Below are 14,976 nucleotides of genomic sequence, written 5' to 3'. Positions count from 1 at the left end.
ACTCCACAAAACAAAGGTTTGGATATGCAACGACGTTTCGTGATCCGGTTCGCGGCCGCCCTGGGTGCGGCTGTGTTCATCGCACCGCTGGCGGCCCACGCGGACGACACCATCAAGGTCGGCGTGACGGGCGGCCCGCACGAGCAGGTAATGGAAGTCGTGAAGAGCGTGGCCGCGAAGAACGGGCTGAACATCAAGATCGTCGAGTTCTCCGACTACGTGCAGCCGAACGCGGCGCTCGCGGGCGGCGACCTCGACGCGAACAGCTACCAGCACGCACCGTATCTCGACGCGCAGGTGAAGGATCGCGGCTACAAGCTCGTGAAGATCGCCGATACGGTCACGTTCCCGATGGGCATTTACTCGAAGAAGATCAAGTCGCTCGCCGAGCTGAAGCCGGGCTCGCGTATCGCAGTGCCCAATGACCCGACGAACGGTGGCCGGGCGTTGCTGCTGCTGCAGAAACAAGGCCTCATCAAGCTGCGCAGCGAGGCTGGCCTGAAGGCGACGCCGCTCGACATCGTGGAAAACCCCAGGAAGCTGAAGATCGTCGAACTGGACGCCGCGCAGATTCCGCGCTCGCTCGACGACGTGGACGCCGCCGCGATCAATACCAACTTCGCGATGGAAGCCGGCCTGAAGCCGAAACAGGACGCGATCGCCATCGAGGATCCGAAGGGCCCGTACGTGAACATCCTCGCGATCCGCGAAGCCGATCGCAACAAGCCCTGGGTGGCGAAGCTGGTGGCCGCCTACCACTCGCCGGAGGTGAAGCAGTACATCGAAACGAAGTTCGGTGGCGCGGTCATCACCTCATGGTAAGCGCCCCTTTTTTGCCATGAAATCAGCGATATTTTTCGGCGCCCGGGCTTGATGCCCGGGTTTTTTGCAACGTAAAATAGCACGATCGTTCGCTACCGACAGCCGGGTTGCGGCAGCGGTTGTTCGTGAAAATTGCTGGTGGCAGATCTGCCCTGCGGGGCTCTCGCTATAATGTCCGCCAGGTTGACGTATTCGTAACTTCGGAGCATGTGAATGAAAGTCCTTGTGCCAGTGAAACGCGTAGTCGATTACAACGTAAAGGTTCGTGTGAAGTCGGATGGCACGGGCGTCGACATTGCGAACGTGAAGATGTCGATGAACCCGTTCGACGAAATCGCCGTGGAAGAGGCGGTGCGCCTGAAGGAAGCGGGCGTGGCGACGGAAGTGATCGCCGTGTCCGCGGGTGTCGCGCAAGCGCAGGAAACGCTGCGCACGGCGCTGGCGATCGGCGCCGATCGCGCGATCCTGATCGAGTCGAACGAAGACCTCCAGCCGCTGGCCGTGGCCAAGCTCCTGAAGGCGCTGGTCGACAAGGAACAGCCGCAGCTCGTGATCCTCGGCAAGCAGGCCATCGACGACGATTCGAACCAGACCGGCCAGATGCTCGCCGCGCTGGCGAACCTGCCGCAGGCGACGTTCGCATCGAAGGTCGTGGTCGCCGACGGCAAGGCAACGGTTTCGCGCGAAGTGGATGGCGGCGCGGAAACGCTGTCCTTGAAGCTCCCCGCAGTCGTCACGACCGACCTGCGCCTGAACGAGCCGCGCTACGTCACGCTGCCGAACATCATGAAGGCGAAGAAGAAGCCGCTCGAGACGATCAAGCCCGAGGACCTCGGCGTCGACGTCACGCCGCGTCTGAAGACGCTGAAGGTTGCCGAGCCGCCCAAGCGTTCGGCTGGCGTGAAGGTGCCGGACGTGAAGACGCTGGTCGAGAAGCTGAAGACCGAAGCCAAGGTGCTGTAAGGAGAGCAGACGAAAATGACGAATCTGGTTATTGCAGAACACGACAATCAGTCGATCAAGGCCGCAACGCTGAACACGGTTGCCGCAGCACAGAAGATTGGCGGCGACGTGCACGTGCTGGTCGCGGGCCACAACGCACAGGCCGCAGCAGACGCGGCAGCAAAGATCGCAGGCGTTGCGAAGGTGCTGCTCGCCGATGCGCCGCAACTCGAACAGGGTCTCGCCGAGAACGTCGAAGCGACGGTCCTGAGCATCGCAAAGAACTATTCGCACATCCTGGCTCCGGCAACGGCAGCGGGCAAGAACGTCACGCCGCGTATCGCCGCGAAGCTCGACGTCGCGCAGATCAGCGACATCACGGCAGTCGATTCGCCGGACACCTTCGAGCGTCCGATCTATGCGGGCAACGCGATTGCAACGGTTCAATCGGCCGATGCAATCAAGGTCATCACGGTCCGCACGACGGCGTTCGATGCCGTCGCGGCCGAAGGCGGCAGTGCGGCGGTCGAGAAGCTCGAAGCGGCAGCAGACAGCGGCCTCTCGCAGTTCGTCGGCCGTGAAGTCACGAAGCTCGACCGTCCGGAACTCACGAGCGCGAAGATCATCGTCTCGGGTGGCCGGGGTCTGGGCAGCGGCGAGAACTACACGAAGGTGCTGGAGCCGCTCGCGGACAAGCTCAATGCAGCACTCGGCGCATCGCGCGCCGCCGTGGACGCGGGCTTCGTGCCGAACGACTACCAGGTCGGCCAGACCGGCAAGATCGTCGCGCCGCAACTGTATGTGGCCGTGGGCATCTCGGGCGCGATCCAGCACCTTGCAGGCATGAAGGACTCCAAGGTCATCGTCGCGATCAACAAGGACGAAGAAGCGCCGATCTTCAGCGTGGCCGATTACGGTCTCGTCGGCGATCTGTTCACGCTCGTGCCGGAACTCGTCAACGAACTCGGCTGAAGCTGGCCGGTGAAATACGCTACCGGGCGCTGCGAAAGATGAACGACCTCGCGGCGTGAGACGAAGCTACAAAGGGGCGCCGCGGCGCCCCTTTGTCATTTGGACGGCGTAGGCTGGATGTGGCCAGATCCAGGCACCATGGTGTCAACACTGGCCGTGCATTGCATGGGAGCGGACCCAGCGCTCGAGCGCCCGGTCCGGTCGACACACGAGGAGACTGCCATGTACCAGGCGCCCACGAGCGACATGCTGTTCGTCATGAAGGAGTTGGCCGGCCTCGAGGAGATCGCGAAGTTGCCGGGCGGCGAGGATGCCACGCCCGAAACCGTCGAAGCCGTCCTGCAGGGGGCCGCGAAGCTATGCGGCGAAGTGCTGGAGCCGCTGAACGCCGAAGGCGATCGCAATCCGAGCCGCTGGGAAGGCGGTAACGTGCACGCGACGCCAGGGTTCAAGGAGGCGTTCCGGCAATACGTGGAAGGCGGCTGGCAGGGCGTGCAGCATCCTCAGGAATACGAAGGACAGGGCTTGCCGAAGCTCGTCGGTACGCCGTGCATGGAAATGCTCAACGCGGCGAATCTCTCGTTCGCACTGTGCCCGCTGCTTTCCGACGGCGCGATCGAAGCGCTGCTCACCGCCGGCAGCGAAGCGCAAAAGCAACGCTTCGTGCCGCGGCTCATCTCGGGCATCTGGACCGGCACGATGAATCTCACGGAGCCTCAGGCCGGTTCGGACCTCGCCGCCGTGCGCACGCGCGCCGAGCCGCAAGCCGACGGCACCTACAAGCTGTTCGGCACGAAGATCTTCATCACCTGGGGCGAGCACGACATGGCGGAGAACATCGTCCATCTCGTGCTCGCGCGCACGCCCACGGCGCCCGAAGGCGTGAAGGGCATTTCGCTCTTCGTCGTGCCGAAGTTCCTCGTCAACGAAGATGGCTCGCTCGGCGCGCGCAACGATGTGCATTGCGTGTCGATCGAGCACAAGCTAGGCATCAAGGCGAGCCCGACTGCCGTGCTGCAGTTCGGCGATCATGGCGGCGCGATCGGCCAGTTGATCGGCGAGGAGAACCGCGGCCTCGAGTACATGTTCATCATGATGAACGCGGCGCGTTTCGCCGTGGGCATGCAGGGCGTGGCCATTTCGGATCGCGCCTACCAGAAGGCGCTCGCCTATGCGAAGGAACGTGTGCAAAGCCGCCCGGTGGACGGTTCCGCGAAAGCGGCGGTGACCATCATCCATCACCCCGACGTGCGGCGCATGCTCGCGACCATGCGCGCGCTCACCGAAGCCGCGCGTGCGCTCGCCTACGTCGCGGCGGGGGAGAGCGACCGCGCGCACGGCGATCCCGATGAGGCGGCCCGCGCGCGGCATCAGGCGCGTTACGAGTACCTCGTGCCAATCGTGAAGGGATGGAGCACCGAGCTTGCGCTGGAGGTGACGAGCCTCGGCGTGCAGGTGCACGGCGGCATGGGCTTTATCGAGGAGACCGGCGCGGCGCAGTTCTACCGCGATGCGCGCATCCTGCCGATCTACGAAGGCACGACGGCGATTCAGGCCAACGATCTCATCGGGCGCAAGACGCTGCGCGACGGCGGCGCGGCGGCGCAGGCCCTGCTCGCCGATATCTCGCAGACCGTGGACGCGCTCGGCGCACAGCAAGGCGCGGCGTTCGAGTCGATGCGCAAGCACCTCGCGCTCGGCAAGGACGCGCTGGCTTCGACCGTGGATTTCGTGCTGGCGAACGCGAAGCGCGATCCCAACGCCGTGTTCGCGGGCAGCGTGCCGTATCTAGAGCTCGCGGGAATCGTGCTGGGCGGCTGGCAGATGGCGCGCGCCATGCTCGCCTCGCAGCGCCTCATGCACGACGATCCGAAGTTCCACGGCGCTAAGATCGCCACAGCGCAGTTCTTCGCGCAGCACGTGTTGCCCCAGGCGGTGGCGCTCGAAGCGGCGATCGTCAGCGCGAACGGCAGCGAAGGCGTGCTGGCGCTGGCGGAGGATCAGTTCTGACGACGTCCGCCCATTCGCGCGCCCAATGAAACACGGCGCCCTCGAGGCGCCGTGTTCTTTCACGCACAGAGTCTGGCTCAGGCGTAAGCCGGACGATGCGCGCCCTGCGTGTCGCCGAGGTAGCGGTGCACCGAAAGGTCGTCGGCGCGGATGGCGGGCTGCTTGCCCGAGATCAGGTCGGCGAGCAGTTGGCCCGAACCGCACGACATCGTCCAGCCGAGCGTACCGTGGCCCGTGTTCAGGAACAGGTTCGGGATCGGCGTGCGGCCTACGACCGGCGTGCCGTCCGGCGTCATCGGGCGCAGACCGGTCCAGAAGGTGGCCTGGGTCGTGTCGCCGCCGCCCGGGAACAGGTCGTTCACGCACATTTCGAGCGTTTCGCGACGCGCCTGCTTGAGCGTCTTGTCGTAGCCGACGATCTCGGCCATGCCGCCCACGCGGATGCGGTCGTCAAAGCGCGTGATCGCGATCTTGTAGGTTTCGTCGAGCACGGTCGAGACGGGTGCGGCATCGGCGTTGACGATCGGCGCCGTGATCGAGTAACCCTTGAGCGGATACACGGGGATCTTCACGAGACCTGCGAGCATCTTCGTGGAGAACGAACCGAGTGCGACCACATACGAATCGGCGCGCACGAGTTCGGCGCCGCATTGCACGCCCGCGATGCGATCGCCCGACATGACGAGGCCGTCTACCGGCGTGTTGTAGCGGAACTTGACGCCCAGTTGTTCGGCCATCGCGGCGAGGCGCGTGGTGAACATCTGGCAGTCGCCGGTTTCGTCGCCCGGCAGGCGCAGGCCGCCCGTGAGCTTGCCCGAAACCGCGGCGAGCGCCGGTTCGGCGCGGCCGAGTTCGGCTGCGGTGAGCAGTTCGTACGGGACGTTGGCGTCCTTCAGCACGGCGATGTCCTTCGCCGCGCCTTCGAATTGCTGCTGCGTGCGGAACACCTGCAGCGTGCCGCCCGTGCGGCCTTCATACTGGATGCCCGTGTCGGCGCGTAGCGCCTGCAGGCAATCGCGGCTGTATTCGGCGAGGCGCACCATACGGCCCTTGTTGAGCGCATAGCGTTCGGTCGTGCAGTTCTGCAGCATCTGCCACATCCACTGCAACTGGAATTTCGTGCCGTCGAGCCGGATGGCGAGCGGCGCGTGCTTCTCGAACATCCATTTGATCGCCTTGAGCGGCACGCCCGGCGCGGCCCACGGCGCGGCGTAGCCCGGCGAGATCTGGCCGGCGTTGGCGAAACTGGTTTCGAGCGCGGGACCGGCCTCGCGGTCGATCACCGTGACATCGTGGCCCGCGCGGGCGAGATACCAGGCGCTGGCCACACCGACCACACCACTGCCCAGGATGACGACTCGCATAGCTGCTCCATATAGATTCGTGGGGGCTATGCCGCGTTGCCGGGAGCCCGAAGCGCGGTGTTGTGGCACCGATAGGGCGGAAGGCACGAAAATCCGGGTATAGCCAGTATTTGCAGCTATACTATTGCGGTACGTCCAGGTTTTGTTATCGTATTTTTCAGGTTTTCAGGATTAAATCATGAGAACGCAGCGCCAACCGGTCCGCGCGCTCGACCGGCTCGATCACCGCATCCTCAAGCTGCTCCAGGAAGACGGCCGGATGGCCATGAAGGACCTGGCGGAACAGGTCGGGCTTTCGGTCACGCCGTGCATCGAGCGCGTGAAGCGCATGGAGCGCGACGGTGTCATCACCGGCTACTACGCGCGCGTGAATCCGTCGGTGCTGGGGGCCGCGCTGCTCGTGTTCGTGGAAATCACGCTCGACCACAAGAGCGGCAACATGTTCGACCAGTTTCGTCGCGAGGTGCAGAAGATCCCCGAGGTGCTCGAATGTCACCTCGTGTCGGGTGACTTCGACTATCTCATCAAGGCGCGCATTGGCGAGATGGCCGACTATCGCAAGCTCCTCGGCGACATCCTGCTGCAGCTGCCGGGCGCGGTGCAGTCGAAAAGCTACGTGGTGATGGAAGAGATCAAGGAGACGCTGACGATCGCCGTGGGTGAATGACGAGGCGTGCGAGGCAACTGAAAGCGCCCCGTTTTTAGGACTCGACAACGCGGCTCGATACTGTATATTTGTACAGTATCGAGCCGCGTTTCCCTGTCTGTTCCGCCTTTGCCGTGAGCGATTCCCGTCACCCCGATCCCGATGCCGCTACCTGGTACCCCATTGCGCCGCCCACGGCACGCAAGGGGCGCGGTGCGGTCACGAACCTGCAAGGGCGCTACGAAGTCGACCAGCGTGTAGCCTTCGACGACGGATGGCAGCACCCGGGCGGCGAGGCGCCCGATGGCGAGCAAACCGTCGAGCCCGCGCTGCGGACCGAAGTTTTCGAGGAACGCGCGAAAAGCATCCTCACGCGCAACCAGTCGCCGGACATCCCGTTCAACGTCTCGCTCAATCCCTACCGCGGTTGCGAGCACGGCTGCATCTACTGTTTCGCGCGGCCCACGCACAGTTATCTCGGCCTCTCGCCGGGGCTCGACTTCGAAAGCCGCATCTACGCGAAGGTCAACGCGCCCGAACTGCTCGCAAGGGAGATCGCAAAGCCGTCCTACGAGCCTGAGCCGATCGCGTTGGGCGTGAACACCGATGCCTGGCAACCCGTCGAGCGAGAACTGCGCATCACGCGGCGCGTGGTCGAGGTGCTGGCCGAGCGCCAGCATCCGTTCGCGGCCATCACGAAGTCCTCGCTGATCGAGCGCGATCTCGACCTGCTCGCGCCGATGGCCGCGCGCAAGCAGTTCATGGCCGCGATCACGATCACCACGCTCGACGCCGAACTCGCGCGTTCGCTCGAACCGCGCGCGGCCACGCCGGCGCGACGGCTGCGCACGATCCGCACATTGGCCGAAGCGGGCGTGCCGGTGGGCGTGAGCATCGCGCCGGTGATCCCGTTCGTGACCGAGCCCGACATGGAGCGCGTGCTCGAAGCCTGCGCCGAGGCTGGCGCCACGAGCGCTAGCTACATCGTGCTGCGCCTGCCATGGGAAGTCGCGCCGCTCTTCCAGGACTGGCTGGCGGCGCACTTTGCGCAGCGTGCCGAGCGCGTGATGAGCCGCGTGCGCGACATGCGCGGCGGCAAGGACTACGAGTCGGCGTTCTCGCAGCGCATGAAGGGCACGGGGCTCTGGGCCGATCTGCTCAAGCAGCGCTTTCACAATGCCGTGCGGCGGCTCGGGCTCAACGAGCGGCGCCACGGCATTCTCGACATGTCGGCGTTCGTGCAGGCTCGAGCGGTGAAAGCGGTGAGCGAAAAACCGCAGCTCGACTTGTTCTGAGCGAGTGGGTCGCGAGGCTTACTGCGATATCGCCTTCGCGGCTTCGACCTGGGATTCGAAGTACGTCTGGAAGGAGAGCGCGAGGCCCGTCATCAACAGGAACGCGCCGATCAGCAAAGAGAAGATCACGACGAAGATCACCGTCCAGCCCGAGCGGCTCGTCTGGCCTTTCTCCACGAACGATGCGTTGAACTGTGCGTCCCATCTGTTGTCGGGGCGCAGGCCGTAGACGATCGCCGCTAGAAAGGCCGAGAGCACCGACACGGCGCCGATCATGGCGAGCACCCAGCCGGGAATCGATGCGCGTTCGGTCGCGGCGAGCAACATCACGCCGGGAATGCCAATGAGCGTGCCGAACAGGTGGGCCCATCCCCACACGTCGCGCGGGCCATACAAATAGAAGCGGTGTGCGCCGAGGCTGCCAAGCAGGAAGGCGAGCGCGGCCGTGAGCGTCTTGGAGCGAAAGCGTGCTGGGTTCTTTGGATTGGACATGGGCAAGAGCGAGACGTGGTCGTTCGGCCGTCATGGGCGCATAGCGTCATCGCACACAGGCCGCCGCGCATTGTATGCCGCACGCCCCGCTTGCAGCACGAGCGCTCGCTCATGTACGGCACCCTACCAGTGCCAGTACCAGTGCCTGAGCGCCCCGCCGCGCACGGGCCTTATTTGCTGTAAGTCACGCGATAGATCGCGCCTGCATAGTCGTCGCTGATCAGGAGCGAGCCGTCGGTCAGCGGCAGTACATCGGCGGGCCGGCCCCACTGGGTCTCGTCGGCGTTGAGCCAGCCTTGCGCGAACACTTCTTGCCGGGCGTTCGTGCCGTCCGGGTTGGCGCTCACGCGCACCACGCGGTAGCCGATCTTCTTGCTGCGATTCCACGAGCCGTGCTCGGCGATGAAGATGCTGTTCGCGTAGTCGGCCGGGAACATCGGGCCGCTATAGAAGCGCATGCCGAGCGACGCGACGTGCGCGCCGAGCCGGGCGACCGGGGGCGTGAAGCCGCTGCACGGATGGCCCGCGCCGAACTCGGGGTCGGCCACATTGCCACCGTGGCAATAGGGAAAGCCGAAGTCCTCGCCCGTGTGCGAGAGGCGATTGAGCTCGTCGTCGGGGACGTCGTCGCCGAGCAGGTCGCGGCCGTTGTCGGTGAACCAAAGCTCGTGCGTCTGCGGATGCCAGGCGAAGCCAACCGAGTTGCGCACGCCGCGCGCGATAGTCTCGTAGTGGGAGCCGTCGGCATCCATGCGGCCGATCATCGCGAAATGCATGCGCTGGGGGTCGCTTGCCGGGAGGCAGACGTTGCACGGCGCGCCTTGCGGCACATAGAGCTTGCCGTCGGGGCCGAACGCGATGAATTTCCAGCCGTGGTGGCGCTCGGCCGGCAGGGCATCCGTGACGACGACGGCCTTGGGCGGATTGTCGAGGCGATGGTCGATGTCGTCGAGGCGCACGATCGACGAAACCGCCGAGATATAGAGCGCACCGTTGTGCCACGCCACACCGACAGGCATCGTGAGCCCGGAGGCTACGACATGGCGCTTGCCGACCTTGCCGTTCTTCAACTCGAGCGCGTAGACGTCGCCCTGAAAGCTCCCCACATAGAGAATACCGTTGCCCGATAGCGCCATTTCGCGCGCGGCGGGCACGTCGGCGGTGAGCACTTCGATGTGAAAGCCCGGCGGGAGCTTGATGCGGTCGATGGGAAGCGCCGCATAGGCGAGCGGCGCAGCGAGCAGGACGGCGGTAAAGGCGAGCCATGCAGCGACAAGGCCTTGCCGCCTGGCCGGGGCGGGGAGTACCGAAAAAGGAGCGCTAACAGGCACGCCCGCGCCCTTCCGGAGACACAGCCATTGCACGAGTTGTCCAAAAGTCGCCAAAATTCGCTCCAAGGCCCGCCCGTGCTGGGCATGGGCCGCAGTTGGACCGCATGTTTGCCGTCGTCTCCCGCCGCTTTCCGCGCGGGCGCGCGCAATTTCCCGTTAAGTGTTTGTTATGCCTCCAGTTTCGGGCTATAATCGCACGTTTCAGTAGTCCCGAACCCCCGGTTTTCAAGGATTTTAGTATGGTCATCATCCGTCTGGCACGCGGCGGCTCGAAGAAGCGCCCGTTCTACAACATCGTCGCCACCGATTCGCGCAACCGTCGCGACGGCCGTTTCATCGAGCGCGTGGGCTTCTACAACCCGGTCGCTACGAAGGGTGAAACGCTGCGCATCGCTCAAGATCGCGTGACGTACTGGAAGGAAAACGGCGCGCAAATGTCGCCGGCCGTCGAGCGCCTCGTGAAGGAAGCGCAAAAGACCGCCGCCGCTGCGCCGGCTGCTTAAGTCTTTTCAAGCGGTTTTTTCAAGCGTCTTTTCAGTCTGTTGTCACCGCGTACGCGCTGCATGATCGGCGTGTGCGATATCAAGCTGGTCGCAGGGGGTGCCGATGTCCGCGCATGACGCCAAATCTGCCGTAGAGGCGAACGACGCGTCGGAAGGCGGGGCGCCCAAAGCTGTGGCCGGCGAAGCCGGAAAGGCCGCGACCCGCGGCGCGCCTTCCTTTGGCGCGTTCGTGCGCAAGCCCGCGCGCGAGAGCGCCGCGAAGGTTGCCGGCGCCGCCGAAGGGTTGCGCGCCGAAACCGGGTCGAGCTGGCCCGCCGACGCCGTCGAAGTCGGCGCCGTGATCGACGCCTATGGCCTCAAGGGCTGGCTGAAGATCGCGCCGCACGCGCAGGACGGCAGGGCTCTGCTTTCGGCCAAACGCTGGTGGCTGCTCAAGGGCCGCGAAGGCCAGGCGCATCGCGAGCGTCATTCCGCGCTGCGCGTGAGCGCCAAGGTTCACGGCGACAGCGTCGTCGGCCAGCTTTCGGGCGTGGCCGACCGCGACGCCGCGTTGCTGTTGCGCGGCGCGCGCGTGTACGTGAGCCGGGCCGAATTCCCGGCGCCCGCCGCCGATGAGTATTACTGGGTCGACCTGATCGGCCTCGACGTCGCCAACGAGGCGGGCATCGAGCTCGGCAAGGTCGCCGACCTGATCGACAACGGCGCGCAGTCGGTGTTGCGCGTGACGTACCCGTCGGTGGACAAGGACGGCAAGCCGGCTACCGGCGAGCGTCTGATTCCCTTTGTCGGCGTGTTCGTGAAAACGGTGGACCTGGCGGCGAAACGTATCGTCGTCGACTGGGAAGCCGACTACTAGAGCAACACGGCGGCAGCACTATGGGAACGCCGCGCGCCTTGATTAAATTTCGCTGAACGGAGAGAGCGATGCAATTCGATGTCGTTACGCTCTTTCCCGAGATGTTCCGTGCGCTGACCGACTGGGGCATCACGAGCCGGGCGGCGAAGCAGCAGCGTTACACGTTGCGCACGTGGAATCCGCGCGATTTCACGACCGACAACTATCGCACGATCGACGACCGTCCTTACGGCGGCGGCCCTGGCATGGTCATGCTGGCCAAGCCGCTCGAAGCGGCGATCGGCGCGGCGAAAGCCGCGCAGGCGGAGCAGGGCGTCAGCGCCCCGCGCGTGCTGCTGATGTCGCCGCAAGGCAAGCCGCTCACGCACGAACGCGTCATGCGGTTCGCGCAGGAGCCGGGTCTCGTGATGCTGTGCGGCCGCTATGAAGCGATCGATCAGCGTCTCGTCGACCGCTGCGTGGACGAAGAAGTGAGCCTCGGCGACTTCGTGCTCTCGGGGGGCGAATTGCCCGCGATGGCCTTGATGGACGCCGTGGTGCGCAATCTGCCCGGTGTGCTGGGCGACGCGCTCTCGGCGGTGCAGGACAGCTTCGTCGACGGTTTGCTCGACTGTCCGCATTACACGCGCCCTGAGGAATACGATGGCGTGCGGGTGCCCGATGTGCTGCTAGGCGGCCATCATGCGGAAATCGAGCAGTGGCGCCGCCGCGAGGCGTTGCGCAACACGTGGAACAAGCGGCCCGATCTGATCGAGCGGGCCAGAAAGAACAAGATGTTGAGCCGTGCCGATGAGGCGTGGCTCGCTAGTCTCGCGAAGGGCGCGAACGAAGCGTAATGCTTCGGGCGTGCGCGACGCGGGGCGTCAAGGCGGTGCCGCTTCATGCGTGAACGGCGCCAGTTGTGAATCCATCCTCTATCGGGGCCGTAGTTGCCGGGTTTCTAGCGAACTCGGGCACAGGTACGAACGCCGACAAGATGGCATAAGGAGCAATCCATGAATCTCATCGAAAAACTCGAGCAGGAAGAAATCCAGCGCGTGCTGGGCGAGAAGACCATCCCCGAATTCGCCCCCGGCGATACGGTGATCGTCAACGTGAACGTGGTTGAAGGTAACCGCAAGCGCGTTCAGGCATACGAAGGCGTCGTGATCGCGAAGCGTAACCGCGGCCTGAACTCGTCGTTCATCGTGCGCAAGATCTCGTCGGGCGAAGGTGTCGAGCGTACGTTCCAGACGTACTCGCCGCTGCTGGCCAGCATCGTGGTGAAGCGTCGCGGCGACGTGCGTCGCGCGAAGCTGTACTACCTGCGCAACCTGTCGGGCAAGAAGGCACGTATCAAGGAAAAGCTCGTGTCGAAAGACCGCGCAGCTGCTCCGGCCGACCAGGCGTAAAAGCTGTAAGAAAAAAGCACCCCTCGGGGTGCTTTTTTGCTTTTTGGCCTCAAAATAATCTCGTGTACGTGCAATCCGAGACGCCCGTTGATCCGTCCAGTATTTGAACCCGAAAGCCTGCCGATAGAATCGACGGGTGCGAACCTTCCCCAGGTCGCCGCGGAGCGCCTGACTCCCGCCGGCCTGCGCATGCGCTTCGAGCAGCGTCTGGCGTGGGATCCCGAACCGCAGGAAGCCCGTCTGGCCGACCTGCGCGACCCGCGCGAGGCGGCCGTGCTGATCCCCATCGCCCTGCGTCAGAGCGGTTTGACCGTCCTGCTCACGCAGCGCGCCGACAATCTCAGCAATCATGCGGGGCAGGTCAGCTTTCCGGGCGGCAGCCGCGAGCCGTCGGACCCCACGCCCATCGCCGCTGCGCTGCGCGAGGCGCAGGAAGAAGTGAACCTCGACCCCGCGCGTGTCGAGGTGCTGGGCGCATTGCCCGACTACCTGACCGGAACCGGCTTCAGGGTGACACCCGTGGTCGGCCTCGTCCACGAGCCGTTCAGTCTCGCCGCCGACTCGCTCGAAGTCGCGAGCATCTTCGAGGTGCCGCTGAGCTTTCTGATGAACCCGGTGCATCACCAGGTGAGGGTGTTCCGCTGGGAAGGCGGCGAGCGGCGCTTTTACGCCATGCCCTATCCAGACCGAAATGCGCCAGACCGAAATGCGCCGGACCGGAATGCGCTGGACCGGGATGCGCTGGACCGGGATGCCACATCCGGCGTGAGCGCCACGCACTTCATCTGGGGCGCGACGGCCGGCATGCTGCGCAACTTCTATCGTTTCCTGCTCGCATAAAACCCCAGGGCAACCCCAGGCGCCGCGTGCAAGCGCTGTCATGCACTGTTGCGAGTTTGCCGCCGAAAGTGCCGCCGATGGTCAGGCACATCTGGCCCTGTGATATCGTTGCAACAATTTTCGAAAAAGCCTTCAACCCTTTCGCAACCCGATTTGCACGGCGTGTCGCATGACCTTCTTCTCCGTATTGCTGGCCCTCGTCATCGAGCAGGTGCGGGCGCTGTCGCCCAATAATCCCGTCATGGCGCTCGTGCGCCTCAATGCGGAATGGGCCGCGCACGGCTTCGACGCCGGCAAGCAAAAGCATGGGCTCATCGCGTGGCTCGTGGTCGTGCTGCCGTGGACCCTCGCCACGGCACTCGTCTACTACGTGCTCTACCACATCAGCTTCGTGCTGGCGTTCCTGTGGAACGTCGTGGTGGTGTACTTCACGCTCGGTTTTCGCCAGTTCAGCCACTATTTCACCGACATTCATCTCGCGCTGAACAACGACGACGTGCCGCGCGCACGTGAAATTCTCCAGGAATGGACCGGCATCGAGGCCGTCGACATGCCCGTGAGCGAGATCGTGCGCCATACGCTCATTCACGCGGTGGTCGCCTCGCATCGGCATGTGTTCGGCGTGTTCTTCTGGTTTCTCGTGCCGATCGGGCCCGCAGGCGCCGTGCTGTACCGCATTGCCGAATATCTCGCACGCGAGTGGGCGCGCCCCGCCGAGGACCGCACCGAGGCGTTCTCCGACTTCGCGCAGCAAGTGTTCTTCGTAATCGACTGGGTGCCGGCGCGGCTCACGTCGCTGGGCTTTGCGATCGTCGGCAACTTCGAAGATGCGATCTACGCTTGGCGCAACCGCACCAATGAGTGGCCCAATACCAACGAAGGCGTGCTGCTCGCCACCGGCAGCGGCGCGCTGGGCGCGCGTCTCTCGGGGCCGCTTGCCGAGCAGTCGAGCGTCGATGTGCTCGCGCAGCCGGGCGAGGGCGATCCGTACACGGTTGGCGACGACTGCACGCCGCGCACGCTGCAATCGGCCGTGGGCCTCGTGTGGCGCGCCGTGATCCTGTGGATGATCCTGCTGCTCATGCTGACCATCGCCGTCTGGTTCTGAGCGCCGGAACGCCGAGCCGCACATAAGCAAACGGGCCGCTTTTAGCGGCCCGTTTGCATTCGACGGCGTATGCGCTGTGTCATTCGTCGCGCACGTCGCGCTCGCGTCCGCAATTCCAGCACACGGTGAACTGCGCTTCGAGCGTCTCGCCGCAACGCGCGCAGCGCCACGCGGGCGCGCCGGGCGGCGGTCCGTTCACCGCTTCGTCGAGCAAGCGCCGCGCGAGCTTCTCGTCGCGCTCGTCCACGAGCCATAGCTCGGGCGCGCACTGCTCCGCGGGGATCTCGCCCATCGCGCCGCTCAGATAGCGGTTGTGCAGCTCGCAGGGCACGCCCGCCGTGGCGAGGATGTTCATCCAGTGCTGGGCGATCAGCAGGTTTGGCGCGCGCACGAGCTTGAGCATG

The 14,976-nt window shown here is 64.8% G+C and carries 16 protein-coding genes; 12 read left to right on the top strand and 4 right to left on the bottom strand.

The genetic code is table 11. From position 1 onward, the window contains the following. Nucleotides 1-24: 24 nt before the first annotated feature. From BMI01S_RS15060 to BMI01S_RS15045, 4 genes are all read left to right on the top strand, one after another. Nucleotides 25-822 carry a MetQ/NlpA family ABC transporter substrate-binding protein gene (locus BMI01S_RS15060; RefSeq protein WP_028211708.1) on the top strand — a complete coding sequence of 266 codons (798 nt, stop codon included), beginning with the start codon at nucleotides 25-27 and terminating at the stop codon, nucleotides 820-822. Nucleotides 823-1,035: 213 nt separating this feature from the next. Further along, entirely contained in the window at nucleotides 1,036-1,785 is a 750-nt protein-coding gene (locus BMI01S_RS15055; RefSeq protein ID WP_028230526.1) for an electron transfer flavoprotein subunit beta/FixA family protein, read from the top strand. Between the two features lie 15 nt (nucleotides 1,786-1,800). Continuing rightward, entirely contained in the window at nucleotides 1,801-2,736 is a 936-nt protein-coding gene (locus BMI01S_RS15050; RefSeq protein ID WP_042289684.1) for an electron transfer flavoprotein subunit alpha/FixB family protein, read from the top strand. A 222-nt stretch (nucleotides 2,737-2,958) separates the two neighbouring features. Continuing rightward, on the top strand, nucleotides 2,959-4,746 hold the full coding sequence (locus BMI01S_RS15045) for an acyl-CoA dehydrogenase (protein WP_028212873.1): 1,788 nt from the start codon (nucleotides 2,959-2,961) through the stop codon (nucleotides 4,744-4,746). 77 nt (nucleotides 4,747-4,823) lie between these two features. Here BMI01S_RS15045 and BMI01S_RS15040 read toward each other — a convergent pair whose 3' ends face one another. Then, nucleotides 4,824-6,110 (bottom strand): D-amino acid dehydrogenase, encoded by a 1,287-nt coding sequence (locus tag BMI01S_RS15040; RefSeq protein ID WP_028212874.1) that lies wholly within the window; start codon nucleotides 6,108-6,110, stop codon nucleotides 4,824-4,826. Between the two features lie 178 nt (nucleotides 6,111-6,288). Between BMI01S_RS15040 and BMI01S_RS15035 the strand changes: the two genes are divergently transcribed. Beyond that, nucleotides 6,289-6,777, top strand: coding sequence for an Lrp/AsnC ligand binding domain-containing protein (locus BMI01S_RS15035; protein WP_028212875.1), 489 nt, complete (start codon nucleotides 6,289-6,291; stop codon nucleotides 6,775-6,777). 113 nt (nucleotides 6,778-6,890) lie between these two features. Then, nucleotides 6,891-8,051, top strand: coding sequence for a PA0069 family radical SAM protein (locus BMI01S_RS15030; RefSeq protein WP_028212876.1), 1,161 nt, complete (start codon nucleotides 6,891-6,893; stop codon nucleotides 8,049-8,051). Nucleotides 8,052-8,069: 18 nt separating this feature from the next. Here BMI01S_RS15030 and BMI01S_RS15025 read toward each other — a convergent pair whose 3' ends face one another. Then, nucleotides 8,070-8,543, bottom strand: coding sequence for an NINE protein (locus tag BMI01S_RS15025; RefSeq protein WP_028212877.1), 474 nt, complete (start codon nucleotides 8,541-8,543; stop codon nucleotides 8,070-8,072). A 170-nt stretch (nucleotides 8,544-8,713) separates the two neighbouring features. Beyond that, nucleotides 8,714-9,874: a PQQ-dependent sugar dehydrogenase gene (locus BMI01S_RS15020; protein WP_420329977.1), complete on the bottom strand. Its 1,161-nt coding sequence runs from the start codon at nucleotides 9,872-9,874 to the stop codon at nucleotides 8,714-8,716. Nucleotides 9,875-10,113: 239 nt separating this feature from the next. Between BMI01S_RS15020 and rpsP the strand changes: the two genes are divergently transcribed. From rpsP to BMI01S_RS14990, 6 genes are all read left to right on the top strand, one after another. Beyond that, nucleotides 10,114-10,377: a 30S ribosomal protein S16 gene (rpsP, locus tag BMI01S_RS15015; RefSeq protein WP_028206744.1), complete on the top strand. Its 264-nt coding sequence runs from the start codon at nucleotides 10,114-10,116 to the stop codon at nucleotides 10,375-10,377. A 103-nt stretch (nucleotides 10,378-10,480) separates the two neighbouring features. After that, a complete protein-coding gene (gene rimM, locus BMI01S_RS15010; RefSeq protein WP_028212879.1) occupies nucleotides 10,481-11,233 on the top strand; it encodes a ribosome maturation factor RimM in 753 nt (250 codons plus the stop codon). 68 nt (nucleotides 11,234-11,301) lie between these two features. After that, nucleotides 11,302-12,069 (top strand): tRNA (guanosine(37)-N1)-methyltransferase TrmD, encoded by a 768-nt coding sequence (trmD, locus tag BMI01S_RS15005; RefSeq protein ID WP_028212880.1) that lies wholly within the window; start codon nucleotides 11,302-11,304, stop codon nucleotides 12,067-12,069. A 159-nt stretch (nucleotides 12,070-12,228) separates the two neighbouring features. After that, entirely contained in the window at nucleotides 12,229-12,624 is a 396-nt protein-coding gene (gene rplS, locus BMI01S_RS15000) for a 50S ribosomal protein L19 (RefSeq protein ID WP_028206741.1), read from the top strand. A gap of 87 nt (nucleotides 12,625-12,711) precedes the next feature. Beyond that, nucleotides 12,712-13,464, top strand: coding sequence for a CoA pyrophosphatase (locus BMI01S_RS14995; protein ID WP_028212881.1), 753 nt, complete (start codon nucleotides 12,712-12,714; stop codon nucleotides 13,462-13,464). 169 nt (nucleotides 13,465-13,633) lie between these two features. Continuing rightward, nucleotides 13,634-14,572 carry a CobD/CbiB family protein gene (locus tag BMI01S_RS14990; RefSeq protein WP_028212882.1) on the top strand — a complete coding sequence of 313 codons (939 nt, stop codon included), beginning with the start codon at nucleotides 13,634-13,636 and terminating at the stop codon, nucleotides 14,570-14,572. A gap of 79 nt (nucleotides 14,573-14,651) precedes the next feature. On the opposite strand, the gene BMI01S_RS14985 is transcribed toward BMI01S_RS14990, so the two are convergent. Beyond that, a complete protein-coding gene (locus BMI01S_RS14985; RefSeq protein ID WP_028212883.1) occupies nucleotides 14,652-14,975 on the bottom strand; it encodes a putative signal transducing protein in 324 nt (107 codons plus the stop codon). Nucleotide 14,976: the final 1 nt, after the last annotated feature.

The organism is Paraburkholderia mimosarum LMG 23256 = NBRC 106338, assembly GCF_000739815.1.
Taxonomy (GTDB): domain Bacteria; phylum Pseudomonadota; class Gammaproteobacteria; order Burkholderiales; family Burkholderiaceae; genus Paraburkholderia; species Paraburkholderia mimosarum.
This window is presented reverse-complemented; position numbering and strand designations above follow the sequence as displayed.

What these genes read in the sequence shown, in the direction of transcription:
- BMI01S_RS15060 (WP_028211708.1), top strand. Translation starts at nt 25, where the DNA reads ATGCAACGACGTTTCGTGATCCGGTTCGCGGCCGCCCTGGGTGCGGCT.
- BMI01S_RS15055 (WP_028230526.1), top strand. Translation starts at nt 1,036, where the DNA reads ATGAAAGTCCTTGTGCCAGTGAAACGCGTAGTCGATTACAACGTAAAG.
- BMI01S_RS15050 (WP_042289684.1), top strand. Translation starts at nt 1,801, where the DNA reads ATGACGAATCTGGTTATTGCAGAACACGACAATCAGTCGATCAAGGCC.
- BMI01S_RS15045 (WP_028212873.1), top strand. Translation starts at nt 2,959, where the DNA reads ATGTACCAGGCGCCCACGAGCGACATGCTGTTCGTCATGAAGGAGTTG.
- BMI01S_RS15040 (WP_028212874.1), bottom strand. Translation starts at nt 6,110, where the DNA reads ATGCGAGTCGTCATCCTGGGCAGTGGTGTGGTCGGTGTGGCCAGCGCC.
- BMI01S_RS15035 (WP_028212875.1), top strand. Translation starts at nt 6,289, where the DNA reads ATGAGAACGCAGCGCCAACCGGTCCGCGCGCTCGACCGGCTCGATCAC.
- BMI01S_RS15025 (WP_028212877.1), bottom strand. Translation starts at nt 8,543, where the DNA reads ATGTCCAATCCAAAGAACCCAGCACGCTTTCGCTCCAAGACGCTCACG.
- rpsP (WP_028206744.1), top strand. Translation starts at nt 10,114, where the DNA reads ATGGTCATCATCCGTCTGGCACGCGGCGGCTCGAAGAAGCGCCCGTTC.
- rimM (WP_028212879.1), top strand. Translation starts at nt 10,481, where the DNA reads ATGTCCGCGCATGACGCCAAATCTGCCGTAGAGGCGAACGACGCGTCG.
- trmD (WP_028212880.1), top strand. Translation starts at nt 11,302, where the DNA reads ATGCAATTCGATGTCGTTACGCTCTTTCCCGAGATGTTCCGTGCGCTG.
- rplS (WP_028206741.1), top strand. Translation starts at nt 12,229, where the DNA reads ATGAATCTCATCGAAAAACTCGAGCAGGAAGAAATCCAGCGCGTGCTG.
- BMI01S_RS14990 (WP_028212882.1), top strand. Translation starts at nt 13,634, where the DNA reads ATGACCTTCTTCTCCGTATTGCTGGCCCTCGTCATCGAGCAGGTGCGG.
- BMI01S_RS14985 (WP_028212883.1), bottom strand. Translation starts at nt 14,975, where the DNA reads ATGCTCAAGCTCGTGCGCGCGCCAAACCTGCTGATCGCCCAGCACTGG.